The following is a 15,306-nucleotide window of genomic DNA, read 5'->3' on the forward strand; positions in this document are numbered from 1 at the left end:
TAAATTTAAAATAATTTTCTTATTAAAGAAAAATATCTTTTTGGCATATGTCTTTTCATACGCAAAAAGATATTTTCAAATTATTATTTGATTATATTATTATAAATAGAACTGATTTCATTCTCATCCATATAAGGTATTAAGTAGTCATCGCACAACATTGATGCAAGGATATGCAGACCACCTTTAGCAATTCTTAATTTCTCTTCCAATATGTTCTGATTAATTGTTATGTACTGTATATTACAATATTTAATTAATGAATATCTGGTTCCCATAGTACCTTCCCTTATTCCAACCAATTCGTCACCAATGAAAACACCACAGGTAATGAAACTTAAAATCTTTGCTATAAACATATAAAAAAGTATAAATGCTGAACCTGCAACAATTGCCATTTCAAACACTTTTGAAGGATTTACATAATAAATTATGCTTGCTGCAACAATCAAAGCAATAACAGAATTAATTAAGTAATCCACAATATATTTTATTTTGACTTTATCAGGTTGTTTCTTTATATTCCCATTAATTCCTTCGCTAAATTCCGGCAATAACTTATCAATATATGATTTTAACTGTTTCCTGCTACAATAAAATGTAAAATAGGCACTGGCCTTATCATCATCATTTAAGCCTACATTTACTATTTCAGCTGAATATTTTCTAAAAATTCTTGCAATAAATGTCTGATGAACTACAATGGCATTAATCTTGTCTATGGGAATGGCAAAATCTACTTTATTGTAAAGACCATATTTTATATAAAGCTTGTTCTTTCCACGTCTTGCCTTAAAATCATACATTTTAAGAAAACTTTTTGCCATAGAATAAAGAGAACCTATAATCAAAATGATTAAAGTAATTGCACCACCTAATGAAGCAATAATTGTTTTTCCATCGTTTATGTCCGAAACAATTCCTGCTATAAAACCGGCTAAAGAACCTAAAAATAAAAGTATTGTTCCAACACTTAGAGAATAAAAACCATTTGTAATAATGTCTTTTGATGTTACTTCAATGTCATATTTCACGTAAGGATTAACTTCTTCCTCTTTTTCAAGAATTATTCCTGTGTTAATTTCTTCAACACGTCTATTTATATAATTTCGAAGTTCTTCTCCATGTTGCTTTTTTAGTATAAGCTTAATATCTGTACTATCTGCAGTGGATAAGCTATTAGTATCCAGTTTCAAATTGCAAGTTCCAATAATCATTTCAAAAATATTCTGATTAATATTAACATTAGAAATATTCTTTATTCCAACAGTATTCTTTACACTTCTTAATGTATTTCTCTCAACTGTTATTGTGTCGTTGCCAATTATTATCCAGGTTTTATACCATCTTCTAACCTTAAAGCCTACAATAAGACCTAGTACTGCCAGAATTGTAATCACAACAATAATCACAATCATTGTATATTTAGGATTATCTATCAAAGCTACTACATCATTGCTATCTCCATCAGTATCACTTAATATGTCCGGGATTGACTGAACCCCAACAATAAACAGAAATATTAACAACCCACCCAGCTGTTCAATAACATCGGAGAAATGATTTCTAAATCTTTTTGTTTCCATACTCATTACTCCTGTGTTTCATTCAGCTTTTTCTGTTCTTCTTCATTTCGTTTTTTCTGCTCTTTGGCAATTTGATTCTTCTGTTCTACTGCAATCTGGTTTATTTTCTGTTTTAGGCTTTCAGTTATTTTTTCTGCTTTTTCATTTTCAAGAAATCTTATTTCCACATCACCACCTGCAGTTGTAACCTTAACTCTTGCCACATTGCAAAGCTTGTCGAATGGTCCCTGACTAATCTGTAGTTTATGTAATCTTTCAATTGGAACTATATTTCTTTGTGTAAAAACATATCCCTCGATAATATCAATCGATTCCTCATCTATCTTATATCTGTATCTGTGAAATCTAAAAACAGGACTAATGATAGCGTTAAAAACCAATATTATTGCAATTATCAATCCCAAAATAACTAATATTCCAATATTATTTGGAATAACAAACAATAATTCCAGTACAAATATAATAGCAAGTATCGCTATTGTTCCCGTAATTGTCCCAAAGTACATATTCAAAAGTGCGTTTTTTGATAATTTTTCGTACATTTTCTCCCTCTTTCTACTTTTTATAAAATCATAATTAAAGGCTGTCAATATGACAGCCTTTAAACATAAGCTTAACAACTATCAACATTTAAGATAATTATTTAGCTTCAATATATCCCTTTGCAACAAGAAGTTCTGCTGAAAGAACAGCTCCGCCTGCAGCACCTCTTAATGTGTTATGTGATAAACCTACAAACTTGTAGTCATATACTGTATCTTCTCTTAAACGTCCAACTGAAATTCCCATACCTTTTTCAAAGTTAACATCTAACTGAACCTGTGGTCTGTTATCTTCTTCAAGATACTGGATGAACTGCTTTGGAGCACTTGGAAGATCAAGCTTCTGTGGTTCTCCACTAAACTTAGTCATAGCTTCAATAAGCTGTTCCTTAGTTGGTTTCTTAGCAAACTTAACAAATACTGCTGCTGTATGTCCGTCTAATACAGGTACTCGGATACACTGTGTTGTGATAACAGGACTTGTTGCTTTTTTAATAACACCATCTTCAATCTTGCCCCATAATCTAAGTGGTTCCTGTTCTGACTTTTCTTCTTCACCGCCAATGAAAGGAATAATATTTCCTAGCATTTCAGGCCAATCCTTAAATGTCTTTCCTGCACCTGAAATAGCCTGGTATGTTGTTGCTACAACTTCTGTTGGCTCAAATTCTTTCCATGCTGTAAGTACAGGAGCATAACTCTGAATTGAACAGTTAGGTTTAACAGCGACAAAACCTCTCTTTGTACCAAGTCTTTCCTTCTGATACTTAATCACTTCATAATGTTCCGGGTTGATTTCAGGAACAACCATAGGAACATCAGGAGTCCATCTATGTGCGCTATTGTTTGAAACTACAGGAGTTTCTGTCTTAGCATAATCTTCTTCAATCTTCTTAATTTCTTCCTTAGTCATATCAACTGCACTAAATACAAAATCAACTGTTGAAGCAACAGCTTCTACTTCGTTAACATTATGTACAATCATCTTTTTAACAGATTCAGGCATTGGAGCTTCCATTTTCCATCTGTCACCTACAGCATCTTCATAAGTCTTTCCTGCTGAACGTGGGCTTGCAGCCAAAGTTGTAACTTCAAACCATGGATGGTCTGCTAACAAAGTAATAAATCTCTGTCCAACCATACCTGTTGCACCTAAAATGCCTACTTTAAGTTTTTTGTCTAATTTCATCATCTTTGTGTTCTCCCTTATGCTTTTAATTTTATTTAAATGAATTAGTTTACCATATTAATAGAAATCTGACCAACCATCGTCATTCTTATTGGAATTTCCTGAATTATTCTTCTTTGAAGTTGTTGTTTTTTCTGTTTTAGATGAGTTCTTCTTTGTCGTTTCAGACTCATTACCAAATATATCCACAGCATAATTATCTCCAGGTCCATAACTTCCATATGTATCGTCTGAAGGTTTGCTGTTCTTACTATTGTTATTCTTTGTTGCCTTCTTTGTTGATTTATTTGTTTTCTTACCTGATTTCTTAGTTGTTGCCTTTTCATCAGTCTTTGAACTACTGCTTCCATTCTTGTTGGTAACAACTGTGTTTTTACTATTATCTGCAACTGTTCCCTTTTCACCGGCTACTGTTGCTTTCTGAACTGATTCCGTATTAGTTTCTGTTGTAGTCTCTATCACTGTTGTTTCAACTGTGGTTGTGTTATTTTCATCTTTGACAGTCTGTTTTCCTGTTTTATCTTTAATAAAAACTACTGCAATTATTATAACTATAATTCCTACAACAATTCCAAAAATCTTCTTATTCTTCATCTTATGCCTCCCCTAAATATACTTTATTATTATTCACATCATAAGTTATTCCATTAAATGAAACACTTTCTGGCTCTGTATTCTGTTGTTTCTTTTCTCGCTGTTCCTTAAGATAACTATCATATGCCGTTACTGATTTCTTATAAGTGTCTGACATACATTCCTTATAAACCATAGTCATAAATGAACAGAAAAGACTTATAATAATTATTCCAATAATTGATGAACCGGCATCATGTTTCTTAAATAATGGCAACGATTCCCTGTATTTAAAATTGGATAAAAATATTGCCGGGCTGAAAAACCATACTATAAAGAAAATATATTTCAATACGGTTATTACATAGTCCATTGGTTCAAATTTATAGTAACTAAGTTCACCGTAAATACCTGTTCCTATATAGAAAATCATAAATGCATAATATAAAATAGCCGGAACCATCTTATATACTGCACCTGACCTGAAACCAAACAGTTTCACGCTTCCACTATCGTAATTGTTGGCTTTAATATTCTTTCCATCATACCTAGCATATATATCTTTTTCTTTCTTGGGTTTGTATGGTTTATATGCCATCTCTGCTCCTTAAAATTCTGATTAAGTAGAATATTCCGTACATCAGACTTTCATAATTCTACTAAAATCGTTAATTTAAAGCTCCCGGCGTGACTCGAACACGTGACCTGCTCATTACGAGTGAGCTGCTCTACCAACTGAGCTACGGAAGCCTGTTTACATAATTTAACTATTTATTGTAATAAAGTATACAATGACATTATTATAACTATAAGAAGAAAAAAAGTAAAGACAAAAACACCATATTTTGATATAATCTAGTTTATGATTTCAATTAAAATAAACGATATAAATAATTTTATGCAAAACCTTCTTGTAAAGGATACTTTTGATTCTTTTTTAATATGTAGCGGAGAAATAATAACAGGTTCTTCCTTCTCCTTTGACGGCCATATTAACAAAGCTTTTTTTGATAAGGATGAAATTGAAAACTTTACCGAAGATTTTGCCACCTGGAAAAACTTAAGAAATATTTGTTTTGAAATAATTAAAGGAAAAAAAGTTCCTACCCGACTTAAGTTGGTTATGGCTTTTCCTAAAGTTAATTATTCAAAAATCGTAAGGGAACTTGGCTCTTCTATTGCTGAAGAGAATATTAGTGGTCTTTATTTTAATATTATATACGAAAGCAATCAGATACATATTATAACCAGTTCTTCCCTTAATCTTTTTACAATGGATAAATCTCTTGATAATTACTGGGATAAATTAATTTCAAAGTTTCTTGAATCCCATTTTGATACAGAGATTTTATAGAAATTGTTAACTAATTGTAAACTTTTAGCACTCACCTTGATTGAGTGCTAATTTTCTCTTGACTTTTCTTTTTTACGTGTCTACAATATCCTTTAGAATTGAAAATGAACAATAACAAAGGAGTGATTTTTATGTCAGAGAAAAAGGGTAGTCTTTCAATTAACAGTGAAAATATTTTCCCTATTATTAAGAAATGGTTGTATTCAGACCATGACATTTTTTTCAGAGAATTAGTATCTAATGGTTGTGATGCCATTACAAAATTAAAGAAACTTGAAATGATGGGTGAAGCTGAAATAGCTGATGATGAAGAATTTAAGATTCAGATTCTTGCAAACCCTAAAGAGAAAACTCTTACTTTCATCGATAATGGTCTTGGTATGACTGCTGATGAAGTAGACGAATACATTAACCAGATTGCTTTTTCGGGTGCAGAAGCTTTCCTTGAACAGTATAAGGATAAAACTTCTGAAGACCAGATTATCGGTCATTTCGGTTTAGGTTTTTATTCAGCATTTATGGTTGCTGATAGAGTAACTATTGAAACTTTATCTTATAAGAAAGATGCCAAAGCAGTTCTTTGGGACTGTGAAGATGGTATGGACTTTACAATGTCTGACTCAGACAAGGCTGATCGTGGTACAAAGATTACTTTATATTTAAATGACGACAGCGTTGAATTTGCTAACATTTTCAAAGCTAAAGAGATTCTTGATAAGTACTGCTCTTTTATGCCTGTTGAAATTTTTGTATCTGACCCTTCTGCTGAACCTGAATATCAGACAATTATGGAAGAAGAATTAACAGATAAAGATACTGTTATTGAGCATATTGTTGAGCCAGCTAAAACTGAAGAAAAAGAAAAGGAAGACGGAACTAAGGAAACTGTTGAAGTTGAACCAGAAAAGAAAAAAGTAAAAATTTTAAAAAGACCTATAAGTATCAGTGATACTACTCCTCTTTGGACTAAACATCCTAATGAATGTACTGAAGAAGAATACAGAGAATTCTATCACAAAGTATTCTTAGATTACAAAGAGCCTTTATTCTGGATTCATCTAAATATGGATTATCCATTTAACTTAAAGGGTATTTTGTACTTCCCTAAGATTAATACAGAATATGAATCAATTGAAGGCACAATTAAGCTTTATAACAATCAGGTATTTATTGCAGATAATATTAAGGAAGTTATCCCTGAATTCTTAATGCTTTTAAAGGGTGTTATTGATTGTCCTGATTTACCACTTAATGTTTCACGTTCTGCTCTTCAGAATGACGGTTTTGTCAAAAAGATTTCTGATTACATTACTAAGAAAGTTGCTGACAAACTTTCCGGTATGTGTAAAACAGATAAAGAAGAATACGAAAAATACTGGGATGATATTAGCCCATTCATTAAATTCGGTTGTTTAAAAGACACTAAGTTCTGCGAAAAGATGTCTGATTATGTTTTATTCAAGAATCTTGATGACAAATATCTTACATTTAAGGAATGTCTTGAAGAAAATAAAGATAAACATGAAAATACTATTTTCTACACAAACGATCCTGTTCAGCAGAGCCAGTATGTAAATATGTTTAAGGCTGAAGGAATTGATGCTGTTGTATTAAAAGATGCAATAGACCAGCCTTTCATTTCACAGCTCGAGCAGAAAAATGAAAATGTTAAGTTTGTAAGAATTGATGCTGACTTAAATGATTCATTTACTGAAGAAATAAGTGAAGATGAGCTTAAAGATGCTACTGAAAAATTAACAGAAACATTTAAGAAAGCTTTAAATCGTGATAAGTTAGATGTTAAGGTTCAGAAAATTAAAGACGAAAAAGTTTCTTCAATGATTACCGTTTCAGAAGAAAGCCGTCGTATGCAGGATATGATGAAGATGTATGGTATGTCCGGTATGGACCCTGCAATGTTTGGTGGTTCAGGTGAGACATTAGTATTAAATGCCAACAATGCTCTTGTTAAATACATTTTAGCTAACCCTGAAGGAGAAAACACTGATATTATGTGTAAGCAGTTATATGACCTTGCAGTAATTAGTCATACTCCGCTTAATCCTGAATCAATGACAGCATTCATTGAAAGAAGTAATAAGATACTTGAAATCTTGTCAGAAAAATAGGGAAGATGGTTTAAAGTCCGGTTATAACTGATAGTTTGAAGTCTGGTTATAATTAATGGTTTAAGCCACTTCAAATTACAAAATAAGAATGTAGGAATTATGGCATATAACAATGTCGTAAACCTACATTCTTATTTTTTATTTTATGACATGTTGGTACACTTTTCCACGGAGGTGTCCACTCCCAACTCTCAAATATATTGGACGATTTACAGTACAAGAGAACATTTTTATTCCACTTTACTTCAACTCATATTTTTCAAATATTTCATATACTGCCAGGTTATACTTATATAGGTTCTGGGCTTTTCTAATTAGTTTCGCACACTTATGTGAATCATCAAAGTTAAGTGACATATACGTCCACATTTCTTTCATTTTAAACAGCAAATGCTTATCTGCTTTCATTATTTTTTCAAAATCATTATATAGTCTGTCATGATATACCTCTAGCATTTTTTTAGTCAACTTTTTTCCACCTTTGATTTCATTAACAAGATTTGGGTTTCCAATAAGCCCTCTGCCTATCATGATGCTTCCAATTTTCATTTCTGAATCATCATTTATTTTCTCAATAATTCTATGATAATTCTCCACTGTGTTTATATCTCCGTTATAACAAACTGGATTCTTACTGTTTTCCAAAGCATACTTAAAGGCTTCCATATTTGGAGTTCCCTTGTATAGTTGCTCTCTTGTTCTTGGATGTACTATCAACTGGCTAATTGGATATTTATTGTAAACTTCTAGTATATTTTCAAACTCATCCGGCTCATACATTCCTATTCTTGTTTTTACAGATATTGATAAATTATGACCTTCACTGTTCTTCTTCTCTAACCAGTTGAATGTTTCATCAAAAAATCTGTCCATTGCTTCCGTATCTTTTAGGAAACCTGCCCCTTTGTTTTTAGACACAACAGTGCCTGAAGGGCAGCCGGCATTCAAATTAATTTCTTTATCATAGCCCAATTCAATTAACTGATTTGCTGCCTTTATAAAGTAATCTGCCCGATTTGCCAGAATTTGTGGCACCAAATTAATCCCTTTATTATTGTTTTCCGGCAAAAGATCTCTTATTTCTTTTCCTTTTAATCTATCGTTAATCGATGGGGATATGAAAGGTGCATAGTACTTATCCATGTCATCAAACAAATCATTATATGCGTTTCTATATGTAAATCCTGTTACACCTTCAAGTGGTGCAAAATAAAATTCCATGTCATTCTCCTTACTTATCTATTAATCCTTGCACAGTATATCAAAAGTATGTTTCAAAAACCAGTAGTATGTGGTATAATTTTATAGGTTTTATGCGAATTTATTTATATTTATGCACAAAACCGCTTTAACAAAAATAATTAAAAGCGAGGTTATACATATGAAATTATGGGGTGGTCGATTTACTAAGGAAGAAAATCAGTTAGTTCACAACTTTAACGAATCCCTTTCTTTTGATCAGAAATTTTATAAGCAGGATATTCAGGGAAGTTTAGCACATGTTAAAATGCTTGGCAAACAGGGAATTATTACTACTGATGAAATGAATGATATTATTAAAGGGCTTGAAAGCATTAGAGTTGATCTTGACAACGGAACTCTTCAGTTTGATAACAGTGAGGATATTCACAGTTTTGTAGAAGCACATCTTATTGAAAGAATTGGCGATGCCGGCAAGAAACTTCACACAGGACGTAGCCGTAATGATCAGGTTGCTCTTGACATGAAACTTTACACAAGACATGAAGTTGAAGAAATTAATGATTTGTTAAAAACACTTCTTAATTCTTTGTTGAAGGTTATGGAGGAAAACACAGAAACTTTTATGCCCGGCTTTACTCATTTACAGAAAGCACAGCCTATTACTTTGGCTCATCACTTTGGTGCTTATTTCGAAATGTTCAAGCGTGACCGTAGCAGATTAGATGATATACATAAGAGAATGAATCTTTGTCCACTAGGTTCAGGTGCTTTAGCAGGAACTACTTATCCTTTAGATAGAGAATATACTGCAAATCTTCTTGGTTTTGATGGTCCAACTCTTAACAGTATGGATTCAGTATCAGATAGAGATTATTTAATTGAATTTTTAAGTGCTCTTTCTACTATTATGATGCACTTAAGCAGATTCTGTGAAGAAATTTGTATTTGGAATTCTAACGAATACCGTTTTGTTAATATTGATGATTCATACAGCACAGGTTCAAGCATTATGCCTCAGAAGAAAAATCCTGATATTGCAGAGTTAATCAGAGGAAAAACAGGACGTGTTTACGGTGCTCTTGCTTCTATCCTTACAACAATGAAAGGTATTCCTCTTGCTTATAACAAAGATATGCAGGAAGACAAAGAGTTATCTTTTGATGCAATTGATACAGTTAAAGGATGCATCGTTTTATTTACAGGTATGATTGATACAATGACATTTAACAAAGATATTATGGAAGCAAGTACAAAGAACGGCTTTACTAATGCTACTGATGCTGCTGATTACCTTGTAAACCACGGAGTACCATTTAGAGATGCTCACGGAATCGTTGGTCAGTTAGTTCTTTTCTGTGAAGAAAAAGGAATCGCCCTTGATGATATGACTTTAGATGAATATAAAGCTATCAGTCCTGTGTTTGAAGATGACATTTATGATGCTATAAGCTTAGAAACATGCGTTGATAAGCGTACAACAATTGGTGCTCCGGGACCTGATGCTATGAAGAAAGTTATTGAAATCTATAAAGAATATTTATCAAAATAAAATTGATTTTTCTAATACGTTTGCAAAATAATAATATTAGAAAATTTTCTAATATTTTAACAAAATAGTTTTCAGATTTTTTGTTAATATTTTTAATAAAAAACCTCACTAAGAATCATAATTAAATCTTAGTGAGGTTTTATTAAATTCCCAAAATTTCTATGGATTACAGATTTTACAAGGATCATATCCCTGATTTATTAAATCCTGCCTTGTTCCTTTGTATACACTTTTATTAGAATTGCTCATCTGTTTTACACTTCTGCAAGATGGAGTGTGGAATTTGTGAGTATTCATATTGAGAATATATTCTGTAGTAGCTGATGAACTGCTTGTATTTTTCTTTGATGAACTACTATTTGAATTACTCTTGTAGCTACTGCTTGAACTTCCGTTTGTATTCTTATTTGAACTGCCTGTTGAAGTTGACTTCTTGCTGTCCGAACTAATTTCAACTTTTCCATTGCCTATACTGTCTCCGGTTGCATAATCAATAGTTACACCCGGTTGAACATTATAGCAAAAAACATTAAAGCTAATTCCTTCGCCTTTATCCTCAACAGAATATCCTTCCATCTTTACACCTTTTGCAACAAGATTGTTACCTTCAAAAATAGGTGTGACTCTATACATTACGTGATTGGATGTTTCTTTTACATAATCCGCAACCATATCTTCAAAAGGAAGCATCCCTGTTACGTTAAGATATCTTGTTCCTGTTATAAGATTTTTCCCGTTGGCATTTTCGCCTGTCAACTGATACCCAATAAGATGACATCTATTGTACAAATATTTTCCGTCAACAAAATCATATTTAACAGTGCGCCAACCTGTAGGTTTTACCATTCCAATTTCACCACGTTTTTCCGTTGGCATAATTTCTTTTCCAACACTTGCCACACATACAGTACATCTTCCAAGACTATCAAGACTTCCATACTTTTCAAAAGATTTATCTGTTATCTCTTTTGATTTAAATTCCGGATTATTTCCATTAAGTTCTACATATGCTTTTCCGTTATATTCCGGAATTTTTGTAGACTTAGAGCTTTTTGTTGCCTTGCTTTTGTTTGATTCATTTTTCGAAGAGTTTGCACTTTTATTAGATTTTTGTGCTTTAGTTGTAATATTAGCACTGTCATCATTGTCTACAACTTGTGTTTTGTTATTCAAACTGTCATCCTGTGTTTGTGTATCAGTAGCTAATATTACCTTAGTTTTTCCTGAATCTGATGAATTAATACTTGTATTATCGCACCCTGAAAGCATTCCAACTGCCAACATTAATGCCATTAAAAGTGCACTTATTCTTTTTTTCATAACCTGCTCCATGTACCTATTCATAAATCTCTCTAACTATCTTTTCGTGGGAATATCCCTGAAACTCTAAAGTTTCTGTAAGATTGAGTTTAATTATATTCATACCAAAACTTACATCTGCCGGATAAATCTTGTCCCATCTATAGACAATCAGCTTATTTATTTGTTCCGTATTAATATGCTGCTTTTCAACAAAACAAAAATCAGAATCTTCAGCATTAGAAAAATTATCACATACAACAATATTGTCTGCCTTATCTTCCGAAAACTGCTTAAAAGAATACTCATCCATATATAATTTTGCACCATTAATATATTCTAAAATATTCTTTCTTACAATTCTATCCCTGCTTTGTCTTCTATTGTTAAACAGCATTCCATTATTTTGATCTAAACATATAATTACATTCATTATAAATACCTTTTCTTTTATTGAACATTTTTAAGGTTTACATCCAACTGATTAAACGGAATTGAAATATTGTTTTCATCAAACTTATATTTTACATTTTCATTTAAGTAAAACTTAGCATTCCAATAGTCTTCAGTTTTAACCCACATTCTCATTTCCAAAATAATGCTGCTATCTGCAAGTTCCTTAACCACAACAACTTCTTCTTCCGGTTTAATCCCATATTCTGACTTCTTCATAACATCAGCCATAATCTTCTTAGCTTTTTTAATATCATCATCATATCCTATACCAACTTCAACATCTAGTCTTCTTTCTTCCTGATGTGTAACATTGGTCAAAACACTATCTGCTAATTTACCATTAGGAAGTTTAATGCTTTTGTTATCAATAGACTGCAATGTTGTATAAATAATGTCAATCTTTGTAACATTACCCTCAACACCTTCTGCAATAATATAGTCACCTAACACAAAAGGTTTAGTTATAAGTATAAGTATACCTCCTGCAAAGTTTGCAAGACTTCCCTGTAATGCCAAACCTATGGAAACTCCTGCTGTACCTAAAAGAGTGATAAATGAGGTTGTCTGAATACCAATCTGACCACATATTGTAATAATAATCACAATATAACCAAATACCTTAATCATTGAATCTAAGAATTTAACAACTCCTTCATCGATATTGGATTTATTCATAATCTTCTTAAATAATTTTCTTACAAGAGAAAGAACAATCCTTCCAATAATAAATATTACTATTGCAAGAAACAAATCGAATCCAAAATCAATAGCTTTGTTAATTCCGTCATCTATTACTGTCGAAAATCTGCTTACTTTCTTATCCAATTCTTCTACATTTTGTTCAATATTTTGTTGAACCTCCGTGGCTAAAATAAACATTCCTTTACTCCTTATTATTTGTCTAATTACACTTTCAAAAAGTCTTATTCCTTCTATGCATGTAAAATTGCATAATAATCTTGATTAGAAAAACCGGTGAAATAAAATTATATATTTATAACACCGGTTCATCTTAAATATTGCACTATTTCAGATAAATACATTCTTACATAAATGTTTATCCATCTAAAATAAAATTATGTTTTATTTATAGTATTATCGTATTATTTAATAACTCTTACCTTAATAACACCTTCAACTGCCTGTAATTTTGATACAAGCTGTTCTGTTGCAGGATCATCACAATCGATAATGGCATATGCATAATCACCTTTAGACTTATCAACCATATCTGATACGTTAATTCCTTCAGCAGCAACTACTGATGTAAGCTGTCCAATCATATTTGGAATATTCTTATGACAAACTGTAATTCTTGTAGTCTTGTCGCAAACACCCAAATCACATTTTGGATAGTTAACTGAGTTAACAATATTACCATTTTCTACGAAATCCATAATTTCCTTAACCGCCATAACTGCACAGTTATCTTCTGATTCAGCAGTTGAAGCTCCAAGATGAGGTGTTGCAATAACGCCTTCAACTCCTGCCACATTTGGGTTAGGAAAATCTGTTACGTATTTCTTAACCTTTCCTGATGCTAAAGCTTCACACATTGCCTCATCATCTACTAATAAATCTCTTGCAAAATTAAGAACAACAACTCCGTCTTTCATCATTGCAATAGTTTCTTTATTAATCATCTTCTTAGTATCATCTACTAATGGTGTATGTACTGTAATGAAATCACATTCTTTAAAGATTTCTTCTCTTGTCTTTACAAGATGAACGTCCCTCTTAAGGCTTAATGCACCTTCGACTGAAATAAATGGATCATTTCCGTATACTTCCATTCCCATTGATTCAGCAGCGTTGGCTACTAATCTTCCGATAGCTCCAAGACCGATTACGCCAAGCTTTTTGCCTTTAATTTCATTTCCGGCAAAATTCTTTTTAGCCTTTTCCATATCTTTGCTGATATTTTCATTGTCCGTATTATTAGCAACCCACTTGTTACCGCCAATAATATCTCTTGATGCAAGAAGCATGCCACAAAGCACTAATTCTTTTACTCCGTTAGCATTTGCACCTGGTGTGTTAAATACAACAACACCCTTATCTGCACATTTATCCAATGGGATATTGTTAACACCTGCTCCTGCTCTTGCAATTGCCAAAAGGCTTTCAGGTAAATCTAAGTCATGCATTGCTGCACTTCTTACTAATGCTACATCTGCATCAGCAAAATTATCTGTCATTTTGTAATTATTATTAAATAATCCTGTTCCAAGTTCAGAAATAGGATTTAAGCAATTAACTTTAGTCATCTCTATTCTCCTTCATATAAGTGGTTCTAATTAATTCAAACTAACTTATTTAACCACAAATATATTTATGCGTTTTCTTTTTCAAATTTTTCCATAAACTCTACTAATGCCTTAACACCTTCAATTGGCATAGCATTATAAATGCTGGCTCTCATACCACCAACTGTTCTATGACCTTTAAGGTTTTCAAGTCCTGCAGCCTTAGCTTCTGCAACAAACTTAGCATCTAATTCTTCGTTACCTGTTACAAAAGGTACATTCATAAGCGAACGGTCCTTAGGAACTACAGTACCCTTAAATAATTTGCTGTTATCAAGGAAATCATAAAGAATCTTAGCCTTTTCTTCGTTACGCTTTTTCATTGCATCAAGACCACCCATCTTTTTAATCCACTTAAATACCTTACCACAAATATAAATTCCGTAGCATGGAGGTGTATTGTAAAGTGAACCTGCGTCTGCCTGTGTCTTCCACTGAAGCATTGTAGGAACTGTGCTGTCAACTTCTTCAGGAATCAAATCTTCTCTAATAATTGCAATAACAACACCTGCCGGTCCAACATTCTTCTGAACACCACCATAAATCACACCGTATTTTGATACATCAACAGGTTCTGATAAGAAACATGAAGATACATCAGCTACTAATGTATGTCCCTTAGTATTAGGTAATTCATGATACTTTGTACCATAAATAGTATTGTTTTCACAAATGTATACATAATCTACATCATCATCAATATCTAAGTCACTACAATCAGGAATATATGAGAATGTCTTATCTGCTGATGAAGCTACTCTCTGTACCTCAAGATACTTTTCTGCTTCTGCAGCTGCTTTCTTAGCCCACTGTCCTGTTACAATATAAGCAGCCTTACCATTCTTCTTTAAGTTCATTGGTACTGCAGCGAACTGCTGTGAAGCACCACCCTGAAGGAATAATACTTTATAATTATCAGGAATATTCATTAAATCTCTAATATCCTGTTCTGCTTCATCAATAATCTGCTGGAACATTTTTGAACGATGACTCATTTCCATTACGCTCATACCGCATCCCTTGTAATCAAGCATTTCTTCTGCTGCTTCCTTTAATACTTCTTCCGGTAATACTGCCGGTCCTGCTGAGAAATTATATACTCTAGCCATTTGAAACCTCC

At 32.4% G+C, this 15,306-nt stretch carries 14 protein-coding genes and 1 tRNA gene; 3 read left to right on the forward strand and 12 right to left on the reverse strand.

Annotated features, from left to right (window positions below):
- Positions 1-83 precede the first annotated feature (83 nt).
- From NQ558_RS09155 to NQ558_RS09180, 6 genes are all read right to left on the reverse strand, one after another.
- Positions 84-1,586 carry a PH domain-containing protein gene (locus NQ558_RS09155; RefSeq protein ID WP_040446039.1) on the reverse strand — a complete coding sequence of 501 codons (1,503 nt, stop codon included), beginning with the start codon at positions 1,584-1,586 and terminating at the stop codon, positions 84-86.
- Between the two features lie 5 nt (positions 1,587-1,591).
- Positions 1,592-2,128, reverse strand: a complete 537-nt coding sequence (locus NQ558_RS09160; protein WP_005359474.1) for a PH domain-containing protein — start codon at positions 2,126-2,128, stop codon at positions 1,592-1,594.
- A gap of 97 nt (positions 2,129-2,225) precedes the next feature.
- The gene (gene asd / locus NQ558_RS09165; RefSeq protein ID WP_005359472.1) at positions 2,226-3,320 is read right to left on the reverse strand and encodes an aspartate-semialdehyde dehydrogenase; all 1,095 of its coding nucleotides are present in this window, start codon (positions 3,318-3,320) and stop codon (positions 2,226-2,228) included.
- Positions 3,321-3,374: 54 nt separating this feature from the next.
- Positions 3,375-3,911: a hypothetical protein gene (locus tag NQ558_RS09170; RefSeq protein ID WP_005359470.1), complete on the reverse strand. Its 537-nt coding sequence runs from the start codon at positions 3,909-3,911 to the stop codon at positions 3,375-3,377.
- Between the two features lies 1 nt (position 3,912).
- Positions 3,913-4,488, reverse strand: coding sequence for a hypothetical protein (locus tag NQ558_RS09175; RefSeq protein ID WP_005359468.1), 576 nt, complete (start codon positions 4,486-4,488; stop codon positions 3,913-3,915).
- 79 nt (positions 4,489-4,567) lie between these two features.
- A tRNA-Thr gene (locus NQ558_RS09180) sits at positions 4,568-4,640 on the reverse strand.
- A 112-nt stretch (positions 4,641-4,752) separates the two neighbouring features.
- Between NQ558_RS09180 and NQ558_RS09185 the strand changes: the two genes are divergently transcribed.
- Together NQ558_RS09185 and htpG are read left to right on the forward strand one after the other, a co-directional pair.
- A complete protein-coding gene (locus NQ558_RS09185) occupies positions 4,753-5,244 on the forward strand; it encodes a DUF5721 family protein (RefSeq protein WP_005359466.1) in 492 nt (163 codons plus the stop codon).
- A gap of 131 nt (positions 5,245-5,375) precedes the next feature.
- Positions 5,376-7,373: a molecular chaperone HtpG gene (htpG, locus tag NQ558_RS09190; protein ID WP_040446037.1), complete on the forward strand. Its 1,998-nt coding sequence runs from the start codon at positions 5,376-5,378 to the stop codon at positions 7,371-7,373.
- A 240-nt stretch (positions 7,374-7,613) separates the two neighbouring features.
- Here the strand turns inward: htpG and NQ558_RS09195 are convergent, their stop codons facing one another.
- The gene (locus tag NQ558_RS09195; protein ID WP_005359460.1) at positions 7,614-8,594 is read right to left on the reverse strand and encodes a tRNA dihydrouridine synthase; all 981 of its coding nucleotides are present in this window, start codon (positions 8,592-8,594) and stop codon (positions 7,614-7,616) included.
- A 160-nt stretch (positions 8,595-8,754) separates the two neighbouring features.
- On the opposite strand from NQ558_RS09195, the gene argH reads away from it, so the two are divergent.
- Complete coding sequence (gene argH, locus NQ558_RS09200) at positions 8,755-10,125, forward strand: argininosuccinate lyase (protein WP_040446035.1); 1,371 nt, start codon at positions 8,755-8,757, stop codon at positions 10,123-10,125.
- A 159-nt stretch (positions 10,126-10,284) separates the two neighbouring features.
- On the opposite strand, the gene NQ558_RS09205 is transcribed toward argH, so the two are convergent.
- The 5 genes from NQ558_RS09205 to serC form a co-directional block, all read right to left on the reverse strand.
- Entirely contained in the window at positions 10,285-11,445 is a 1,161-nt protein-coding gene (locus NQ558_RS09205; RefSeq protein ID WP_242652080.1) for a DNA/RNA non-specific endonuclease, read from the reverse strand.
- Positions 11,446-11,461: 16 nt separating this feature from the next.
- The gene (locus tag NQ558_RS09210) at positions 11,462-11,857 is read right to left on the reverse strand and encodes a hypothetical protein (RefSeq protein WP_005359456.1); all 396 of its coding nucleotides are present in this window, start codon (positions 11,855-11,857) and stop codon (positions 11,462-11,464) included.
- A gap of 17 nt (positions 11,858-11,874) precedes the next feature.
- Entirely contained in the window at positions 11,875-12,759 is an 885-nt protein-coding gene (locus NQ558_RS09215; RefSeq protein ID WP_005359453.1) for a mechanosensitive ion channel family protein, read from the reverse strand.
- Between the two features lie 224 nt (positions 12,760-12,983).
- Positions 12,984-14,147, reverse strand: a complete 1,164-nt coding sequence (locus NQ558_RS09220; RefSeq protein WP_005359451.1) for a phosphoglycerate dehydrogenase — start codon at positions 14,145-14,147, stop codon at positions 12,984-12,986.
- Positions 14,148-14,212: 65 nt separating this feature from the next.
- Entirely contained in the window at positions 14,213-15,295 is a 1,083-nt protein-coding gene (gene serC, locus NQ558_RS09225; protein ID WP_040446032.1) for a 3-phosphoserine/phosphohydroxythreonine transaminase, read from the reverse strand.
- Between the last annotated feature and the right edge of the window lie 11 nt (positions 15,296-15,306).

The organism is Eubacterium ventriosum (genome assembly GCF_025150745.1).
Lineage (GTDB): Bacteria > Bacillota > Clostridia > Lachnospirales > Lachnospiraceae > Eubacterium_G > Eubacterium_G ventriosum.